This window comes from Terriglobus roseus DSM 18391, assembly GCF_000265425.1.
GTDB classification, from domain to species: domain Bacteria; phylum Acidobacteriota; class Terriglobia; order Terriglobales; family Acidobacteriaceae; genus Terriglobus; species Terriglobus roseus.
The window spans coordinates 1721231-1736178 of the sequence record NC_018014.1 but is presented as its reverse complement, the minus strand read 5'-3'; the positions used below and the strand labels follow the sequence as shown (position 1 = coordinate 1736178).

Below are 14948 nucleotides of genomic sequence, written 5' to 3'. Positions count from 1 at the left end.
AGAATCACTTGCGCCGCATTCGTACTGGAGTCGTTGGTTTTGGCCTCGCTGGCCGCGTCTTTCACGCACCCTTCGTCGCGGCGGTGCCGTCGCTGCAGCTCGCAGCTATCGTCCAGCGCACGGGAGACACGGCAAAGCAGGCCTACCCGGAGGCCGTACAGGTGCGCAGCTATGAAGATCTGCTCGCAAGCGATGTCGAACTCGTTGTCATCGGCACACCCACGCCATCGCACTATGACTTCACGAAGCAGGCCCTTCAGGCAGGCAAACACGTCGTCTGCGACAAGCCCATGACCACTACGCTCGCCCAGGCAGAAGAGTTGGAGAAACTCGCCCGCCAAAAAAACGTCATGCTCTTCCCTTTCCACAACCGCCGCTGGGATGGCGACTTTCAGACGCTCCGCAAGCTCCTTCAGGAAGGTAAGGTTGGTCGCGCCGTCACACTCGAGTCCCGCTTTGACCGCTACCGCCCAGACCCCAAGCCCGGCGCATGGCGTGAAGAGGAAGAGGGCGGCGGCCAGCTCTTTGACATCGGACCCCACCTCATCGATCAGGCCCTCACACTCTTCGGACACCCATCGACCATCACCGCAAACCTCCGCCACGACCGCAACGTAGGCAAGGTACCGGACGCCTTCGACCTCACGCTCGTCTTCCCGACAGGTCGTGACCGCACCATGACCGTCCGTCTGGGCACGACCGTCCTCGCAGCGGAAGCCGGCCCGCGCTACCGCCTCAACGGCACCGGCGGTACCTATGTAAAGTACGGTCTCGATCCGCAAGAGCCGACCATCCTCGCAGGTACCCTGCCACCCGTCCTGGGCTCTGCAACGACCTGGCTCGCGGAACCCGAAGAGCGCTGGGGCACACTCACCACCGCACCCGACACCGCGAAGCCCTCGGATCTCGTCACCGATAAGGTCCCGACACTTCCCGGCGACTACCGCGGCTTCTACCAGAACGTTGCCGACGCCATCCTCGGCACAGCCGAACCACAGGTCACCGCCCGTTGCGCCGTCCGCGTCGCGCGCATCATCGAACTCGCCATGGAAAGCCAACGCACCGGCGCCACCGTCCGCGTCGACAGCACCGGCTGGTAAGAGGCGCTGTCAAGCAGCCCAAAGACATTGCGCACGGGATGGCGATGGCTCAGGGGCACTGCCTGAACAATGAGGATGCAGTCGTGCGGAAGCGCACAGCCGCAACGACAAGAATGCCAATGGCGTGGAACGGCAAAGCCTCAACCACTGAGAATGCAATTGCGCGGAAGGGCAAAGCCTCAACAACTGAGAATGCAATTGCGTGGAAGGGCAAAGCCTCAACAACTGAGAATGCAATTGCGTGGAAGGGCAAAGCCTCAACAACTGAGAATGCAATTGCGTGGAAGGGCAAAGCCTCAACAACTGAGGATGCGATTGCGTGGAAGGGCAAAGCCTCAATAACTGAGAATGCCAATTGACCGGAAGGGCACAGCTTCAGCTGTGCCAACAAACTTCATCGATAGACCGGGCTTTAGCCCCTGAGGTTTAGCTTTCGCCCCGCACATCACCAACGCGTGAGGAAGGAAGCTTCTTCGTGGCCCAGCTCGAGCAGGAAGGAAACATCATTGCCCTCAATACGTAAGGAACTGCCCCGCGGCTTTCGCTGGGCTGCTGTCAAAGCAGGCATCAAGGCCAGCGGCCGCACCGACGTCGCCGTTGCCGTAGCCGACCGTGCCGCATCCGCCGCGGTCATGTTCACGAAGAATCAGGTCGTCGCCGCGCCCGTCACCGTCGGCCGTCGCAACATGGCTGCCACCCAGGGCCGCGTACGCGCGCTCGTCGTCAACGCCGGCAACGCCAACTGCGCCACCGGCCCCCAGGGCATTCAGGTCGCCGAGCAGACATGCGGCCGCGCCGGCGAGATCTTCGACTGCCCCGCCGACCAGGTCTTCCCGTCCTCCACTGGCATCATCGGCGTGCCGCTGCCCGTCGAAAAGCTGACCGCGGCCCTCCCCAACGCACAATCCCGCCTCGCCAACAATCAGGCCGCAGCGGAAGACTTCGCCACCGCCATCATGACCACCGACACTAAGATGAAGGTGTCGCAGGCTTCGCTCGAAGATGCCGAAAGCTCCGTCCGCATCTTCGGCTGCTGCAAGGGTGCCGGCATGATCGGCCCACAGCTCGGACCGCCGCACGCGACGATGCTCGTCTATCTCTTCACCGACCTGCATATCGAGCCTGCCGACCTGCGCGCTCTGCTCGAACCCGCAGTCGAGGCCAGCTTCAACTCCATCTCGGTCGACGGCGACACCTCCACCAACGACACCGTCCTCATCCTCGCCAGCGGCGCCAGCGGTGTCCGTTGGGACAGCGTGCAGCGCAGCTTCCAGGACGAGTTCTGCAATGAGCTACAGCGTGTCTGCAACGAACTCGCGCACGCCGTCATCGACGACGGCGAAGGCGTGACGCACGTCGTCACCCTCGACGTCTCCGGCCTGCCGGACGACACGGCGGCAAAGATCATCGCAAAGTCCATCGCACACTCCCCACTCTGCAAGACCGCATGGTCCAGCGCCGATCCCAACTGGGGGCGGATCCTCTGCGCCGCAGGCTACGCAGGCGTGCCCTTCGCAGCGGAGAACGTCACCATCACCATTGGCGGCGTGCGCGTTTTCGATCACGGTATGCGCGATGCGGGCTATGACGAAGCCGCGGTCCATGAAAAGATGCAGCAGCGCGAATACACCATCGCAATCGACTTTGGTTCCGGCCCCGGCCGCTCAAAGTTCCTGACCTGCGATCTCACCGTCGAATACGTCCACATCAACGCGGACTACTCGACCTAAAAGCGCTGCGGAGGATCTGGGAGATGCGGCGACTACTGGCTATCGTTCTCGTGGTGATCGTTCTGATCGTGGCTGCCTGGGGCATCGGCTACATGCAGCCGCTCGATCACACCGCAAGCTACACCGCCATCGTCCCCGCCAGCCAGTCCGCAGTCTGGGAACGCATCGCCGACGTCCAGGATCAGCCCACCTGGCGCAAAGGCCTCAGCGTCAGCCCGGCCCGCTCGGTGAACGGTCGCCCCTGCTGGCAGGAGACCGCCGGCAAGCTGCCCATCATGATGTGCGTCGAGGTCAGCACCGCCCCCCGCCTGCGGGAGGTCGGTCTCTCCAGCCCTGGCAACTTCCGCGGCACCTGGATCTACCAGCTCGACGCCGTCTCCCCCACCCAGACCCGCCTCCAGATGACCGAGACCGTCATCATCCAGCATCCGAGCTGGCGATTCTTCATGTTGCTCGTTGGACCCAACTACCTCTCGCGCCAGGTCGTCAAACAACTGTCGGAGTCGTTCGGCGGGGAGCCTAGGCCTGTCAAGTAGCTGACCGTGCTTATACGGTATGCGCTTCCCACTTATAATTGCTCCGGTGAAGACTGTGCAGTCTGAGACGATTCAAGCGTGTCAGAGTGACACCATTTCTGGAGCATTATGGCGACCAATGTAGCTGTGCCCCCGGCGAGCGATCTGCAACAAGAGATTGCCGAGTGGATTGAAGCGTTTGACGAAATGATTGTCGCGGAAGGCCCCCAACAAGGCGCCGACCTGATGACAGCACTGCGTCAACGCGCGCGAGAAGCCGGTGTTCACGCCGAAAACGAGCTCGCCACGCCCTACCGCAACACCATTCCAAAGCACGATGAAGTGCCCTATCCCGGCGACCGCGACATGGAAAAGCGCATTGAAGCGCTCATTCGCTGGAACGCCATGGCCATGGTCCACGGCCAGAATAAGAAGGACGCCGGCATCGGCGGCCACATCTCGACGTACTCCTCGCTCGCCACGCTGCTGGAAGTGGGATTCAACCACTTCTTCCACGGCAGCTACGGCGATCAGCCCGGCGACTTCATCTACTTCCAGGGCCACGCCTCCCCCGGCGTCTACGGCCGCGCTTTCCTCGAAGGCCGCCTGTCCGAAGAGCACCTGACCAACTTCCGCCACGAACTGCGCGACCACGCCGGCCTCTCCAGCTATCCGCACCCGTGGCTCATGCAGGACTTCTGGCAGTTCCCCACTGTTTCCATGGGCATCGGCCCGCTGAACGCCATTTATCAAGCGCGCTTCATGCGCTACCTTGAGAACCGCAAGCTGATTCCCGTCACCGACCGTAAGGTCTGGGCATTCGTCGGCGACGGCGAGTCGGACGAAGTCGATACGCTCGGCGCACTCACGCTCGGCGCACGCGAAAACCTCGACAACCTGATCTTCGTCGTCAACTGCAACCTGCAGCGCCTCGACGGCCCGGTCCGCGGCAACAAACGCATCATCGACGAACTCGAAGCGCACTTCCGCGGTTGCGGCTGGAATGTCATCAAGGTCGTCTGGGGTTCGGACTGGGATGCGCTCTTCGAGCGCGACCACACCGGCCTGCTGTTGAAGCGCATGGAAGAGTGCGTCGACGGAGACTTCCAGGCATATAAGGCCAAGGGCGGCGCCTACCTGCGCCAGCACTTCTTCGGTAAGTACCCGGAGCTGCTGGAGCTGGTGAAGGACATGTCCGACGAGCAGCTTGGCCGCCTGCACCGCGGTGGGCACGATCCCCTGAAGGTCTACAACGCCTACAAGCAGGCCGTAGAGCACAAGGGCGGACCGACCGTCATCCTCGCCAAGACCGTCAAGGGCTACGGCTTCGCAACCACCGAAGGCCGCAACGCCGCGCACAACGAGAAGAAGCTGACCGATGAGGGCGTAGTCGCCTTCGTCAAGCGCTTCGACATTCCTGTGCCGGAAGAACAGGCTGCTGCTGGCAAGCCCTGGAAGCCTTCCGAGGACGCGCCTGAACTCAAGTACATGCAGGAGCATCGCGCCAACCTGGGTGGCTATCTGCCCAAGCGCGAGGTCAAGCCATTCACCTTCGCCGCCCCCACAGTCGACTTCTTCAAGGAGTGGCTCGGCGGATCTAAGGGCCGTGCTGTCTCGACCACGATGGTCTTCGTCGCTATCTTGCGCGCTCTGATGAAGGACAAAGAGATTGGCAAGCTGATCGTCCCGATCGTGCCCGACGAGGGCCGTACCTTCGGCATGGAGTCTGCCGTCAAGCAGGTCGGCATCTACGCCAGCGAAGGCCAGAAGTACATCCCGCATGACAGCGATGTGCTGCTGAGCTACCGCGAGGAGAAGGACGGCCAGATCCTAGAAGAGGGCATCACGGAAGCCGGATCGATGGCCAGCTTCACGGCCGCAGGCACCGCGTATGCGAACTACAACCTGCCGTCCGTTCCCTTCTACATGTACTACTCGATGTTCGGCTTTCAGCGCATCGGCGACATGGCCTGGGCCTTCGCAGACTCGCGTGGCAAGGGCTTCCTGATGGGCGGCACTGCCGGTCGCACGACCATGCTTGGCGAAGGTCTGCAGCACCAGGACGGTCACTCGCACGTGTTGTCCAGCACCATTCCCACCTGCATCAGCTACGATCCCGCGTTCGCTTACGAACTCGCGATCATTCTGCAGGACGGACTTAAGCGCATGTACGCGGATGACGAGCAGATCTTCTACTACGTCACCATGTACAACGAGGACTACGTCCACCCGGAGATGCCGCAGGGCGACAACGTCCGCGAGGGCATTTTGCGCGGCCTGTACAAGTTCAAGGCCGCGGCAAAGGGCGCTGCTTCAGTGCAGCTCTTCGGTTCGGGCACCATCATGAACGAAGTTCTCAAGGCGCAGGAGATCCTCTCGACCAAGTACAACGTCGAGGCGGATGTCTGGTCTGTCCCCAGCTACACGGAACTGCGCCGGAACGCACTCGACGTCGAGCGTTGGAACCGGCTGCATCCCGCCGAGAAGGAGAAGCAGCCCTATCTTCTTCAGGCACTCACCGGATCGAACGGCCCCATCGTCGCCGCGAGCGATTACATGAAGGTCATGCCGGACTCACTGGCACCATGGCTCGGTTCACGCCTGGTAACACTGGGTACCGACGGCTTCGGTCGCAGCGACAACCGCGAACACCTGCGCCGCCACTTTGAAGTGGATGCCGCAGCCATCGTGGCAGCAACACTATCCAAGCTGGTGCGCGAGGGCAGCGTCAAGGCCAAAGTTGCTCAGAAGGCATTCGCCGATCTGGGTATCGACACCGAGGGTACTGATCCTTCCAAGAAGTAATCGTTGTTCGTATCAAGGAGGGCGCTGACTTCTGTCAGCGCCCTTTCCTCTTGCGGGGATACTCTTCGAGTCCGAGCTCGTTTCTTAAACGCGAAGGATGCGATACTCAACCACACACCATAGCTTTCGATTCGAGGATGAACCACTTTGGGTAAGCCGCTCATCAGCGACGCTGCCATGCGCAGCATGTACACCACCATGCAACAGTTGCGCCTTACGAAGCGTGACAGAGCCGCTACAGAAGGCCTTTCGCGCGCCGATCGTGCTGCCATGATCGCGCAGCCAGAGGCGCTGCATGCCGCGCTGCTATCGCAGATGCATCGGCGAGATACGCTGCTGACTGAGGGCGAAGATCCTCTTGCAAAAGCAGCCCTCGCCGCCTACTTCCCCATTGAGGTTTCATCGCTTCACTCGATCGTTTGCCCGGGTCGTGGAGAGGAGTGCGCGGCCGTCGCCGCCGGCATGGCGTTACAGCACGCTGAAACAGCACGGACCACAGGCGTACGTGCTGTGACGGTAGCGCTTCTGCGTGGCTACCCCGCGTTGGATGGTGTGCTATCACTGATCGCGCAGAACGATCTGCCGCTGATCGTCGTCGTACGCTCCGAACCGTTATCCCGTGCCGACGCACAGCGCCGCGCGCTGGGCACGAAGGTGCCGATCCTGCCCGTTGACGACGCCGATGCAGTTGCCGTCTGCCGCGTGGTGCAGGAAGCTATGCTGCGGGCTCGCAACGGATGGGGCGGAGCCATCATCCAGGCGACTCGCCTGGACGGCGCACCCGACGCTCTCGCAGGCATGGAGCAGCGGCTGCGGGTCCGAGGCTTGTTGCCACAAAACGATATCTCCTCGACATAGAGAGAGAACGTCGCAGGGGCCGGGCAGTTAGAATCTCCGTGTGGCCGATTCCCTCTTCCCCCCTGCGCGATCGCTAACATCGCGGCGCTTCTGCCGCCATACCCTCCCTGTAGCCTCCTGGTCCGCAGGTGTCTGTATCGCTCTCGGCGGCGTTGCAGCGTCTGCACAGACGATGCCTCCGGCATCCTCTTCCGCATCAGCGGGCGCGCAGACGGCTGTTACGACCGCTCCCGTCACGCAGCCTGTCGTGGCGCGCACTGGCTATACGCAGGACGGCGAGACCGTCCCCACCGGCGAGTGGCTCAGTTCGCCTTATATCCCGATGGACAGCTGGATGTACCCTGCACTGCTGCGCCTCTACTCCATGGGTTACCTGGATACGGCGTTCCTTTCGCTCCGCCCGTGGACACGCCGCAGCGTCCTGCACATGCTGGATCTGTCCGAGAGCGATATCCGTTATAACGGCGACGAACAGGCCGAGGAGCTTCTGGACAAGCTGTATTACGAGCTGAGAGATGAGCCTTCCTCAAACTCTCTGCCCTTCAAAAAACGCGGACTCGTCTACGGTCTCAGCTCGGCTTACGTCGGCGCTCGCGTGGTTGGCGGAACAGTTCTGCGTGACAGCTATCACCTGGGTCAGACCTTCAACAACGACTACGGACGCCCATACTCCAGTGGCTTCAACAGCTATGACGGCTTCTCGGCGACAGGCGAGCTTGGGCCGTTTTCACTCTACTTTCGCGGCGAGCTGCAGCATGCGCCCAGCTACGAAGGCTACAACCTGCCGCTGACACAGTCCTTGTCCTTGCTGGACGGAATTACCTACAACGCGCCCAACAATCTGTTCGGCGGACTGAACGCGCCGCAGCCGACCATCCCCGCAGGGCCCGTACCAGCAGCCAACCGCTTCCGCGTACTCCAGGCAACCGCCTCTGCCCACGTTTTGGGACATGAGATTTCGTTCGGCAAGGCGGACTCGTGGCTTGGGCCCGGCGTCGGCGGAGCTATGGCCTGGTCAAACAACGCAGAGAACATGTATGCCTTCCGCTTCAACCGCGTGGAACCGCTGCATATCCCCGTGGTCAGCTGGCTGCTGGGCAACGTACGATATGACTTTATGATCGGCAGTCTGCAGGGTCATACCTACCCGCGGCATCCCTATGCACACAGCGAGAAGATCGATTTCGCGCCCACCAAGAACTTCCAGCTCGGCTTTCAGCGCACCATCATCTTTGGCGGCCAAGGCCACGCACCCATCACGCTGCACACGTTCCTGAAGGGTTTCTTCGACGTCAATGACACCTCGCCCGCAGAGAAATACTCACGTGCGGATCCAGGTGCTCGCTTCAGCGCCTTTTCCTTCTCGTACCGTCTGCCGTTCCTGCGCAACATCGCCACGCTCTACGCAGATTCCGTCACGCACGATGACGTCTTCCCCATCTCGGCACCGCGCCGTGCCGCCTGGCGGCCGGGCATCTACATCACGAGACTGCCCTTTATGCCGAAGGTGGATCTCCGTGTGGAAGGTGCCTACACCGACTACGTGACCTCGCGCAGTGTCCTTGGCCGGGGCGTCTACTTTGAAGACATCCAGCGGCAGGGCTACACCAGTAATGGCAACATCATGGGTGACTGGATGGGCCGCGAGGGCAAGGGCGGCCAGGCGTGGGTGACATATCACCTGTCCGGCAACGAAACCATCACGGCGCAGTACCTCCGGAAGAAGACATCAAAATCCTTCATTGAGGGCGGAACGACGCAGGACATCTTCCGCATCGACGTGATCAAACGGTTGAAACGAGACGTGGAACTGAACGCATGGTTCCAGGAGGAGCGCTGGAAGGCACCGATATGGAAGGCTGGCCCGCAAAGCAGCACTACAGGCGCATTCCAGGTGACGTGGTATCCAAAGTTAAAATCCGGCTTCGATCGTCACTAGATATCGTCATTCACGGCAACCGTGTGCTGCGCCCTATTGCGGCAGCACGGTCCCCGATAGCCCACCTGTTCTTGCCCGAGCGCATCGGCCCAAAGAAAAATCCCTCCGCAGCGCTGAAGTGCAGCATGCGGAGGGATCTTAGGAAGTTCTTCAAACTCCGGGAGTTACTTTGCAGCAGCCGCCTGTGCGATGCGCTGCTTGAAGTAGTCCATGGACATCTCCAGACCTTCGCGCAGATTGACCTTCGGCTCCCAGCCAAGGATCGAGCGAGCCTTCGTGATGTCGGGCTTACGCTGCTTGGGATCGTCCTGCGGCATGGGCCGGTAGACGATCTTGCTGGACGAGCCGGTCACGTCAAGAACGGTCTTCGCGCACTCAAGGATTGTCCACTCCTCCGGGTTGCCGATGTTGGTCGGCAGCGGTTCGCCGGACTTGGCGAGTGCAAGGATGCCCCGCACCAGGTCGGACTGGAAGCAGAAGGAACGCGTCTGAGCGCCGTCACCGTAGACTGTGAGGTCGTCGCCTGCGAGAGCCTGCATCATCAAGTTGCTGATGACGCGGCCATCGTTCGGCTGCAGACGCGGGCCGTACGTGTTGAAGATGCGCACCATGCTAGTCCGAACGCCGTAGTAGCGCTGGTAAGCCATGATGGTGGCCTCCGAAAAGCGCTTCGCCTCGTCATAGACCGAGCGCGGACCAATGGGGTTTACGTTGCCCCAATAGGTCTCAACCTGGGGATGAACCTCTGGATCGCCGTAGCACTCGGACGTGGACGCGTGCAGGAAACCTGCGTTGTACTTCTTCGCCAATTCCAAGGCATTGACCGTGCCGTCGGAACCGACGCGCAGCGTCTCCGGTCCCAGCTTCATGTAATCGACAGGACTGGCCGGCGAGGCGAAGTTGAGGACATAGTCCACTTCGCCGAAGTCGAAGGGATGGCAGATGTCGTGCTGCTGAAAGGTAAACTTCGCGTTGCCCTTCAGGTGCTGCAGGTTCTCAAGCGATCCGGTGCAGAGGTTATCGACACCTATCACCTCCGCACCTTCAGCTAGAACTGCATCCGTCAGGTGCGAGCCAAGAAAACCCGCTGCACCCGTAATCAACACACGCTTCCAAGCCATCTTCGTCCTTCTTGCTTCCGTCACCGTCGTTCTAAATTATGCGTTTGCTTCTGCGCGACCGGGGTGAGCCGCAGGGCGGCCCACGCTGTAGTACGTCAGGCCTGCGGCCGCAACGGTCGCTGGCTCAAACATATTCCGGCCGTCGATCATGATGGGGTAACGCAAAGCTGTGCGCAGCTTCTTCATGTCCAGTTTGCCGAACTCTGCCCAGTCGGTCAGGATCAGTAGGGCGTCAGCGTCTTCTGCGGCCGCGTAAGCATCCGTGGAGTACGACACCTTATCCGACTCCGGCAGAACAGCCTTGGTCCGCTCCACTGCTGCAGGATCGAAAGCGCACACCGAGCATCCCTCGGCCAGCAGCATCTGCACCATCTCAATGGCTGGGCTGTCGCGGATGTCGTCTGTATCGCCCTTGAAGGCCAGGCCGAGAACGCCAAGCTTCTTGCCGCGCAGCGTCCACAGGGCCGCTCGAACCTTTGCCAGGAAGCGCTTCTTCTGCGTCGCGTTGATCCGTTCCACTTCCGTCAGCAGTGAGAAGTCCACGCCCATCTGGTCAGCGACCGAACGGAAGGCTGCGACATCCTTCGGGAAGCAGGAGCCGCCGTAGCCGATGCCGGGCCGCAGGAAGCGCGGTCCGATACGGCTGTCTAGGCCCATTCCCTGTGCCACCTGCTGCACGTTCGCGTCCGTGGCTTCGCACAGATTGCTGACGGCATTGATGAACGAAATTTTCAGCGCCAGGAAGGCGTTGGATGCGTGCTTGATAATCTCGGCGCTCTTGGTCGAAGTCAGAAGAAGCGGCGGCGGTGCATCCGCGCTGAACGGGCCGGGGATGATGTTCGCCTGCTTGTAATAGCTGCCGTCGGTCAACGGCGCATAGATGTCTTGCAGCACCTGCGCAGCGCGCTCGCTGTCAGCGCCGACGACGATACGGTCGGGGTGAAGGAAGTCGCCAACGGCCGAGCCTTCACGAAGAAATTCGGGATTCGACACGACGTCGAACATCTTACGATCGATGCCGTTGCGCTCAATCGAGCGGCGGATCCACTCATTCGTATAAACGGGAACGGTGCTCTTCTCCACGATGACCTTGTAGCTGGTCAGGTGCCGAGCGATCTCGCATGCCACGGCTTCCACGTAGGAAAGATCAGCATCGCCCGTCTCAGACTGCGGCGTGCCAACAGCGATGAAGATAGCCGCGGCGTTCTCGGCAGCCGATCCCAGGTCTGTGGTGAAGGTCACCTTTGTGTTGCGATAGCGGTTCAGTAGCTCCGGCAGATGCTCTTCGTGGATGAGCGTATCGCCACCCTGCAGCGCCGCCACTTTGCGTGGATCATTGTCTACGCAGGTCACCTGATGACCCATCTCTGCAAAACAGACTGCTGCAACCAGGCCTACATACCCGGAGCCCACTACGGCGATGTTCACGCTCTTGCCCATAGAAGCAAGACTACCTCAGAGCACGCCATATGACGCAAGGGTATCCGGCAAGATTGGCGCCCCGGTTGATGGGGTTGCATAGACCTTTGTGCGATCGAATACGGTTGGCGCGAGATGTCTCGGTTATCATCGTCCCAGATGCCGCCAGCCACAAACCAGCCGGTACCCACGGATCCGGCTAGCCCTACCGGGTTCACGACGACTTCTGCCGACAGCGCTCTCTCGGAGGCCCTCGCGGTCATCCGCAAGAGGAAGTGGATTCTGGTGGCGTGCGCAGTCATCGCCATTCTCTATGGTTACTACACGGCGTCGACGCAGCCAATCATTTACACCGCCACTGGCCGAATTCAGATTCATGAGGCGAACAGCGCTGCCACTCAACTAATGGGAAGCGTTGGCAGCCAGGAGACCAACCTGGAAAACGAGCTGGGTATCATCACCAGCGATTCCCTGCTGCTGAACGTCGCGCGCAACATGAACCTGATCAACAATCCGGACTTCATGGGAATCCGGGTCGGAAAGGTCCGCGACATCAATGATCCCGCGGTGCGGACGGATGTACTGCAGCGTCTTGGTAACTCCGTCAACGCGAGCATCATTCCACGCACGGCCATGATCAAGATCACCTGCACCGCGAGCAGGCCGCAACTTGCAGCGGATATCGTCAATCAGGTCATCAATGCGTATCAGCAGCGCTCGTTCGAGACACGCTTTGAATCAACCAAACGCGTCTCGCAATGGCTTTCCGGGCAGCTGGACGATCTCCGCCAGCAGGTCGAGACATCACAGGAGCAATTGATCGATCTCCAGAAACGCCTCGGCGTACTTGGACTGGGCTTCGATGCCACCAAGCCGCCAACGACGCAGCTCGCGGTCTCGGTAGATGCCCTCAGCACCGCTTCCGTAAGCGCAAAGGTGCAGCGCATCCTGGCCGAATCGCGCTATAGAGTTCTGGCGAGCAGCGATCCCGATCTGCTGGAAAGCAATCTCGATGTGGCCGGCGGCCAGTCGGAACTTTCCAAGTTGCGATCGGATGCGGCGGAGACCCAGGCCAGCATCGCCGAATTGAGCATCACCCTGGGCGCAAAGAACCCGAAGATCATCGCTCTGCGGGCACACCAGCGCGAGGTTCAGCGCGAGGTTCAGGCAGAAGAAAACCGCCTTCTTACGGAGGCAAAGCAGGCGCTTGTGGCCGCTCGGGCCAACGAAGACCAGACGACCTCAGCACTGGAACAGCAGAAGCAGGAATCCTACCGGCTGCGTGATGACCTGGTGGAGTACACGCTGCGTCAGCGCGACTACGAGGCCAATCGCACCCTCTATGAGAGCCTGCTCTCCAAGCTGCGTGCAGCCAGCATTCAGGCAGGCCTCGATTCGCTCGAGATCGACATCGTGGATCAGGCCCTGAAGCCGGCTGGCCCCTCCATGACACCGCGCTCGACAATCCTTCTCCGAACGGTCCTGATCGGGCTGGTTGCAGGCTTGATGATTGCCTTCACCATGGAGAGTCTGGACACCGGCATCCGTAGCGTGGCTGAGGTCGAACAGATTACGCAACTCCCGTCCCTTGCGGTGATCCCAAAGGTGCGGCGCCTCAGCTCCGACACCGGTTCCATGTCCGTCGCTCAAAGCAACATCGGAGTGCTCGCCACCTCCAAGTCACAGTTCTCGGAAGCGTTCCGCTCTCTTCGAACCTCGCTTTTGCTGGCTACGACCGGACACCCTCCCAAGATCATTCTCATCTCCAGCTCCACGCCGGGTGAAGGCAAGACGACGGTCGCAACCAATCTCGCCGCGATACTCGCTCAGCGAGAGACCCGCGTACTCCTGATCGATGCCGATCTCCGCAGACCAAACGTGCATCATCGCTTTGGTCTAAATGGACGTGTCGGACTGTCCACGGTGCTATCCGGCGGCAGCACGCTGGAAGAGGCCACCAAGAACGTGGCGGAGATCCCGAATCTGGACGTCCTCTGCAGCGGCCCGGTGCCGCCCTTCCCAACGGAGATGCTCTCCTCCGAGGCAATGCACGACCTGCTGCTCCACTGCTGCACGCTTTACACCCATGTCGTCGTCGATTCGCCACCGATCCTGTCCGTGACGGACGGCGTCATCCTCGCGCGACAGGCAGATGCGATCGTCCTGGTGGTGCGGCACGGCAAGAGCAGCCGGAATGCTGTGCGCCGCTCAAGGGATCTCCTCTCACGTTCCGGAGCAAACGTAACCGGTGTCCTTCTGAACTCCGTGGATATCACCGCGCCGGAATACCACGGGTACTACGGTTACTCAGGCTACAGCTACTCCAACATCGACTCCGAATCGTGGGAGTCCGGATCAACCGGCACGGGTGATGGCGGGCCCCGTAACAGCGCCGCAGGCCAGGGAGAGGACAAGGCATGAGTTTGACCCGTATGCTCCGCCTGATTCAGACCGCAGCCCTTACCCTGACAACGTGCGTAGCGTTGTGCCTGCCGGCTGCCGCACAGTACACCGGCACAGTCCCAACTTCGGCGCCCGGCCTGAATGTACGGCTGCCCATCACGACCGATCCTGCAGTGCTCTATCCGCCGCAGCGGGAACTCACACTACTCCCCGGCGACCTGCTGAAGATCAGCGTCTACGGTGTCGCTCCGGAGTACACGGATACCGAGCGTGTCGATCTGGATGGCAGTATCCGCATGAACCTTGGCGGTGTGATCCACGTGGCCGGCATGTCTGTGAAGGAAGCAGAAGTCGCCATGTCGGAGCGATTCGAGTCGGCCGAGATCTTCCATAGTGCACAGGTATCGATCGAACTCACGGAGGCACCGCAGCACTTCGCTACGGTCGTCGGCGAAGTGAAAGGCACCGTGCCGATCCTCGGACCAAAGCGTCTGCTCGAGGTCATGGCCGCAAACGGCGGTATTCCCGCCACCGCCAGCACCGTCCTCCGGATCGATCGGTTGGGTCAAGCTGAGCCGATCATCGTGGACATCGGCAACGACCCTGCGCGAACCGTCCAGGCCAACGTTCCTATCTTTACCGGAGATGTCATCACCGTCGGTCGGGTCGGACAATATTATGTTCTTGGCGCGGTCATGAGACCCGGCGTCGGTCAGCTCAGCGGTTCCATCCCGGTGACGGCAGTTGAAGCGGTCAGCGCAGCTGGCGGCTTAACCTTCCCCGCGAAGGGCGACCAGGCCACACTCATCCGGAATGTCGGCGGCCAACGCACCGTCATCAACCTTCAGCTCCGCCAGATTCAGGATGGCAAGTTAGCCGATGTGGTGCTGCAGTCTGACGACATCCTGCTGGTACCGTCCAGCGGTCTGAAGAAATTCCTCGCCACGCAATCGTCCGGAACAGTGGTAGCCCTGATCGTCGCAATGGCCACGCTCCTTCGTTAACGTGCAGGGCCGGTGTCAAGCCCAATTGTGTTCTTTACAAAGGAACGAGAGAAA

At 60.9% G+C, this 14948-nt stretch carries 11 protein-coding genes; 8 read left to right on the top strand and 3 right to left on the bottom strand.

The annotated features are described in order from the left end of the window. Positions 1-8: 8 nt before the first annotated feature. On the top strand, positions 9-1100 hold the full coding sequence (locus TERRO_RS07220) for a Gfo/Idh/MocA family oxidoreductase (RefSeq protein ID WP_014785341.1): 1092 nt from the start codon (positions 9-11) through the stop codon (positions 1098-1100). Between the two features lie 49 nt (positions 1101-1149). On the opposite strand, the gene TERRO_RS23085 is transcribed toward TERRO_RS07220, so the two are convergent. Next, positions 1150-1488: a hypothetical protein gene (locus TERRO_RS23085; RefSeq protein WP_157178283.1), complete on the bottom strand. Its 339-nt coding sequence runs from the start codon at positions 1486-1488 to the stop codon at positions 1150-1152. Positions 1489-1606: 118 nt separating this feature from the next. On the opposite strand from TERRO_RS23085, the gene argJ reads away from it, so the two are divergent. The 5 genes from argJ (at position 1607) to TERRO_RS07190 (ending at position 8947) form a co-directional block, all read left to right on the top strand. After that, entirely contained in the window at positions 1607-2830 is a 1224-nt protein-coding gene (gene argJ, locus TERRO_RS07210) for a bifunctional glutamate N-acetyltransferase/amino-acid acetyltransferase ArgJ (RefSeq protein ID WP_014785339.1), read from the top strand. Positions 2831-2853: 23 nt separating this feature from the next. Then, positions 2854-3366 carry an SRPBCC family protein gene (locus tag TERRO_RS21940; RefSeq protein WP_014785338.1) on the top strand — a complete coding sequence of 171 codons (513 nt, stop codon included), beginning with the start codon at positions 2854-2856 and terminating at the stop codon, positions 3364-3366. Positions 3367-3474: 108 nt separating this feature from the next. Next, positions 3475-6150 carry a pyruvate dehydrogenase (acetyl-transferring), homodimeric type gene (gene aceE, locus TERRO_RS07200; protein ID WP_014785337.1) on the top strand — a complete coding sequence of 892 codons (2676 nt, stop codon included), beginning with the start codon at positions 3475-3477 and terminating at the stop codon, positions 6148-6150. A gap of 147 nt (positions 6151-6297) precedes the next feature. Further along, complete coding sequence (locus TERRO_RS07195; protein WP_014785336.1) at positions 6298-7008, top strand: thiamine pyrophosphate-dependent enzyme; 711 nt, start codon at positions 6298-6300, stop codon at positions 7006-7008. A 40-nt stretch (positions 7009-7048) separates the two neighbouring features. Then, positions 7049-8947 (top strand): capsule assembly Wzi family protein, encoded by a 1899-nt coding sequence (locus TERRO_RS07190; RefSeq protein ID WP_245536242.1) that lies wholly within the window; start codon positions 7049-7051, stop codon positions 8945-8947. A 164-nt stretch (positions 8948-9111) separates the two neighbouring features. Here TERRO_RS07190 and TERRO_RS07185 read toward each other — a convergent pair whose 3' ends face one another. Both TERRO_RS07185 and TERRO_RS07180 read right to left on the bottom strand, forming a co-directional pair. After that, entirely contained in the window at positions 9112-10068 is a 957-nt protein-coding gene (locus TERRO_RS07185) for a UDP-glucuronic acid decarboxylase family protein (RefSeq protein WP_014785334.1), read from the bottom strand. A gap of 36 nt (positions 10069-10104) precedes the next feature. After that, entirely contained in the window at positions 10105-11508 is a 1404-nt protein-coding gene (locus TERRO_RS07180) for a UDP-glucose dehydrogenase family protein (RefSeq protein ID WP_014785333.1), read from the bottom strand. 138 nt (positions 11509-11646) lie between these two features. Between TERRO_RS07180 and TERRO_RS07175 the strand changes: the two genes are divergently transcribed. Further along, positions 11647-13908, top strand: coding sequence for a GumC family protein (locus TERRO_RS07175; protein ID WP_014785332.1), 2262 nt, complete (start codon positions 11647-11649; stop codon positions 13906-13908). Then, the gene (locus tag TERRO_RS07170) at positions 13905-14894 is read left to right on the top strand and encodes a polysaccharide biosynthesis/export family protein (protein WP_014785331.1); all 990 of its coding nucleotides are present in this window, start codon (positions 13905-13907) and stop codon (positions 14892-14894) included. Before TERRO_RS07175 ends, TERRO_RS07170 begins: the two co-directional genes overlap by 4 nt. The last annotated feature ends 54 nt before the right edge of the window (positions 14895-14948 follow it).

Excerpts from the sequence above, each read along its gene's own strand:
- TERRO_RS07180 (WP_014785333.1), bottom strand. The coding sequence starts at position 11,508 with ATGGGCAAGAGCGTGAACATCGCCGTAGTGGGCTCCGGGTATGTAGGC.
- TERRO_RS21940 (WP_014785338.1), top strand. The coding sequence starts at position 2,854 with ATGCGGCGACTACTGGCTATCGTTCTCGTGGTGATCGTTCTGATCGTG.
- TERRO_RS07175 (WP_014785332.1), top strand. The coding sequence starts at position 11,647 with ATGCCGCCAGCCACAAACCAGCCGGTACCCACGGATCCGGCTAGCCCT.
- TERRO_RS07170 (WP_014785331.1), top strand. The coding sequence starts at position 13,905 with ATGAGTTTGACCCGTATGCTCCGCCTGATTCAGACCGCAGCCCTTACC.
- aceE (WP_014785337.1), top strand. The coding sequence starts at position 3,475 with ATGGCGACCAATGTAGCTGTGCCCCCGGCGAGCGATCTGCAACAAGAG.
- TERRO_RS07185 (WP_014785334.1), bottom strand. The coding sequence starts at position 10,068 with ATGGCTTGGAAGCGTGTGTTGATTACGGGTGCAGCGGGTTTTCTTGGC.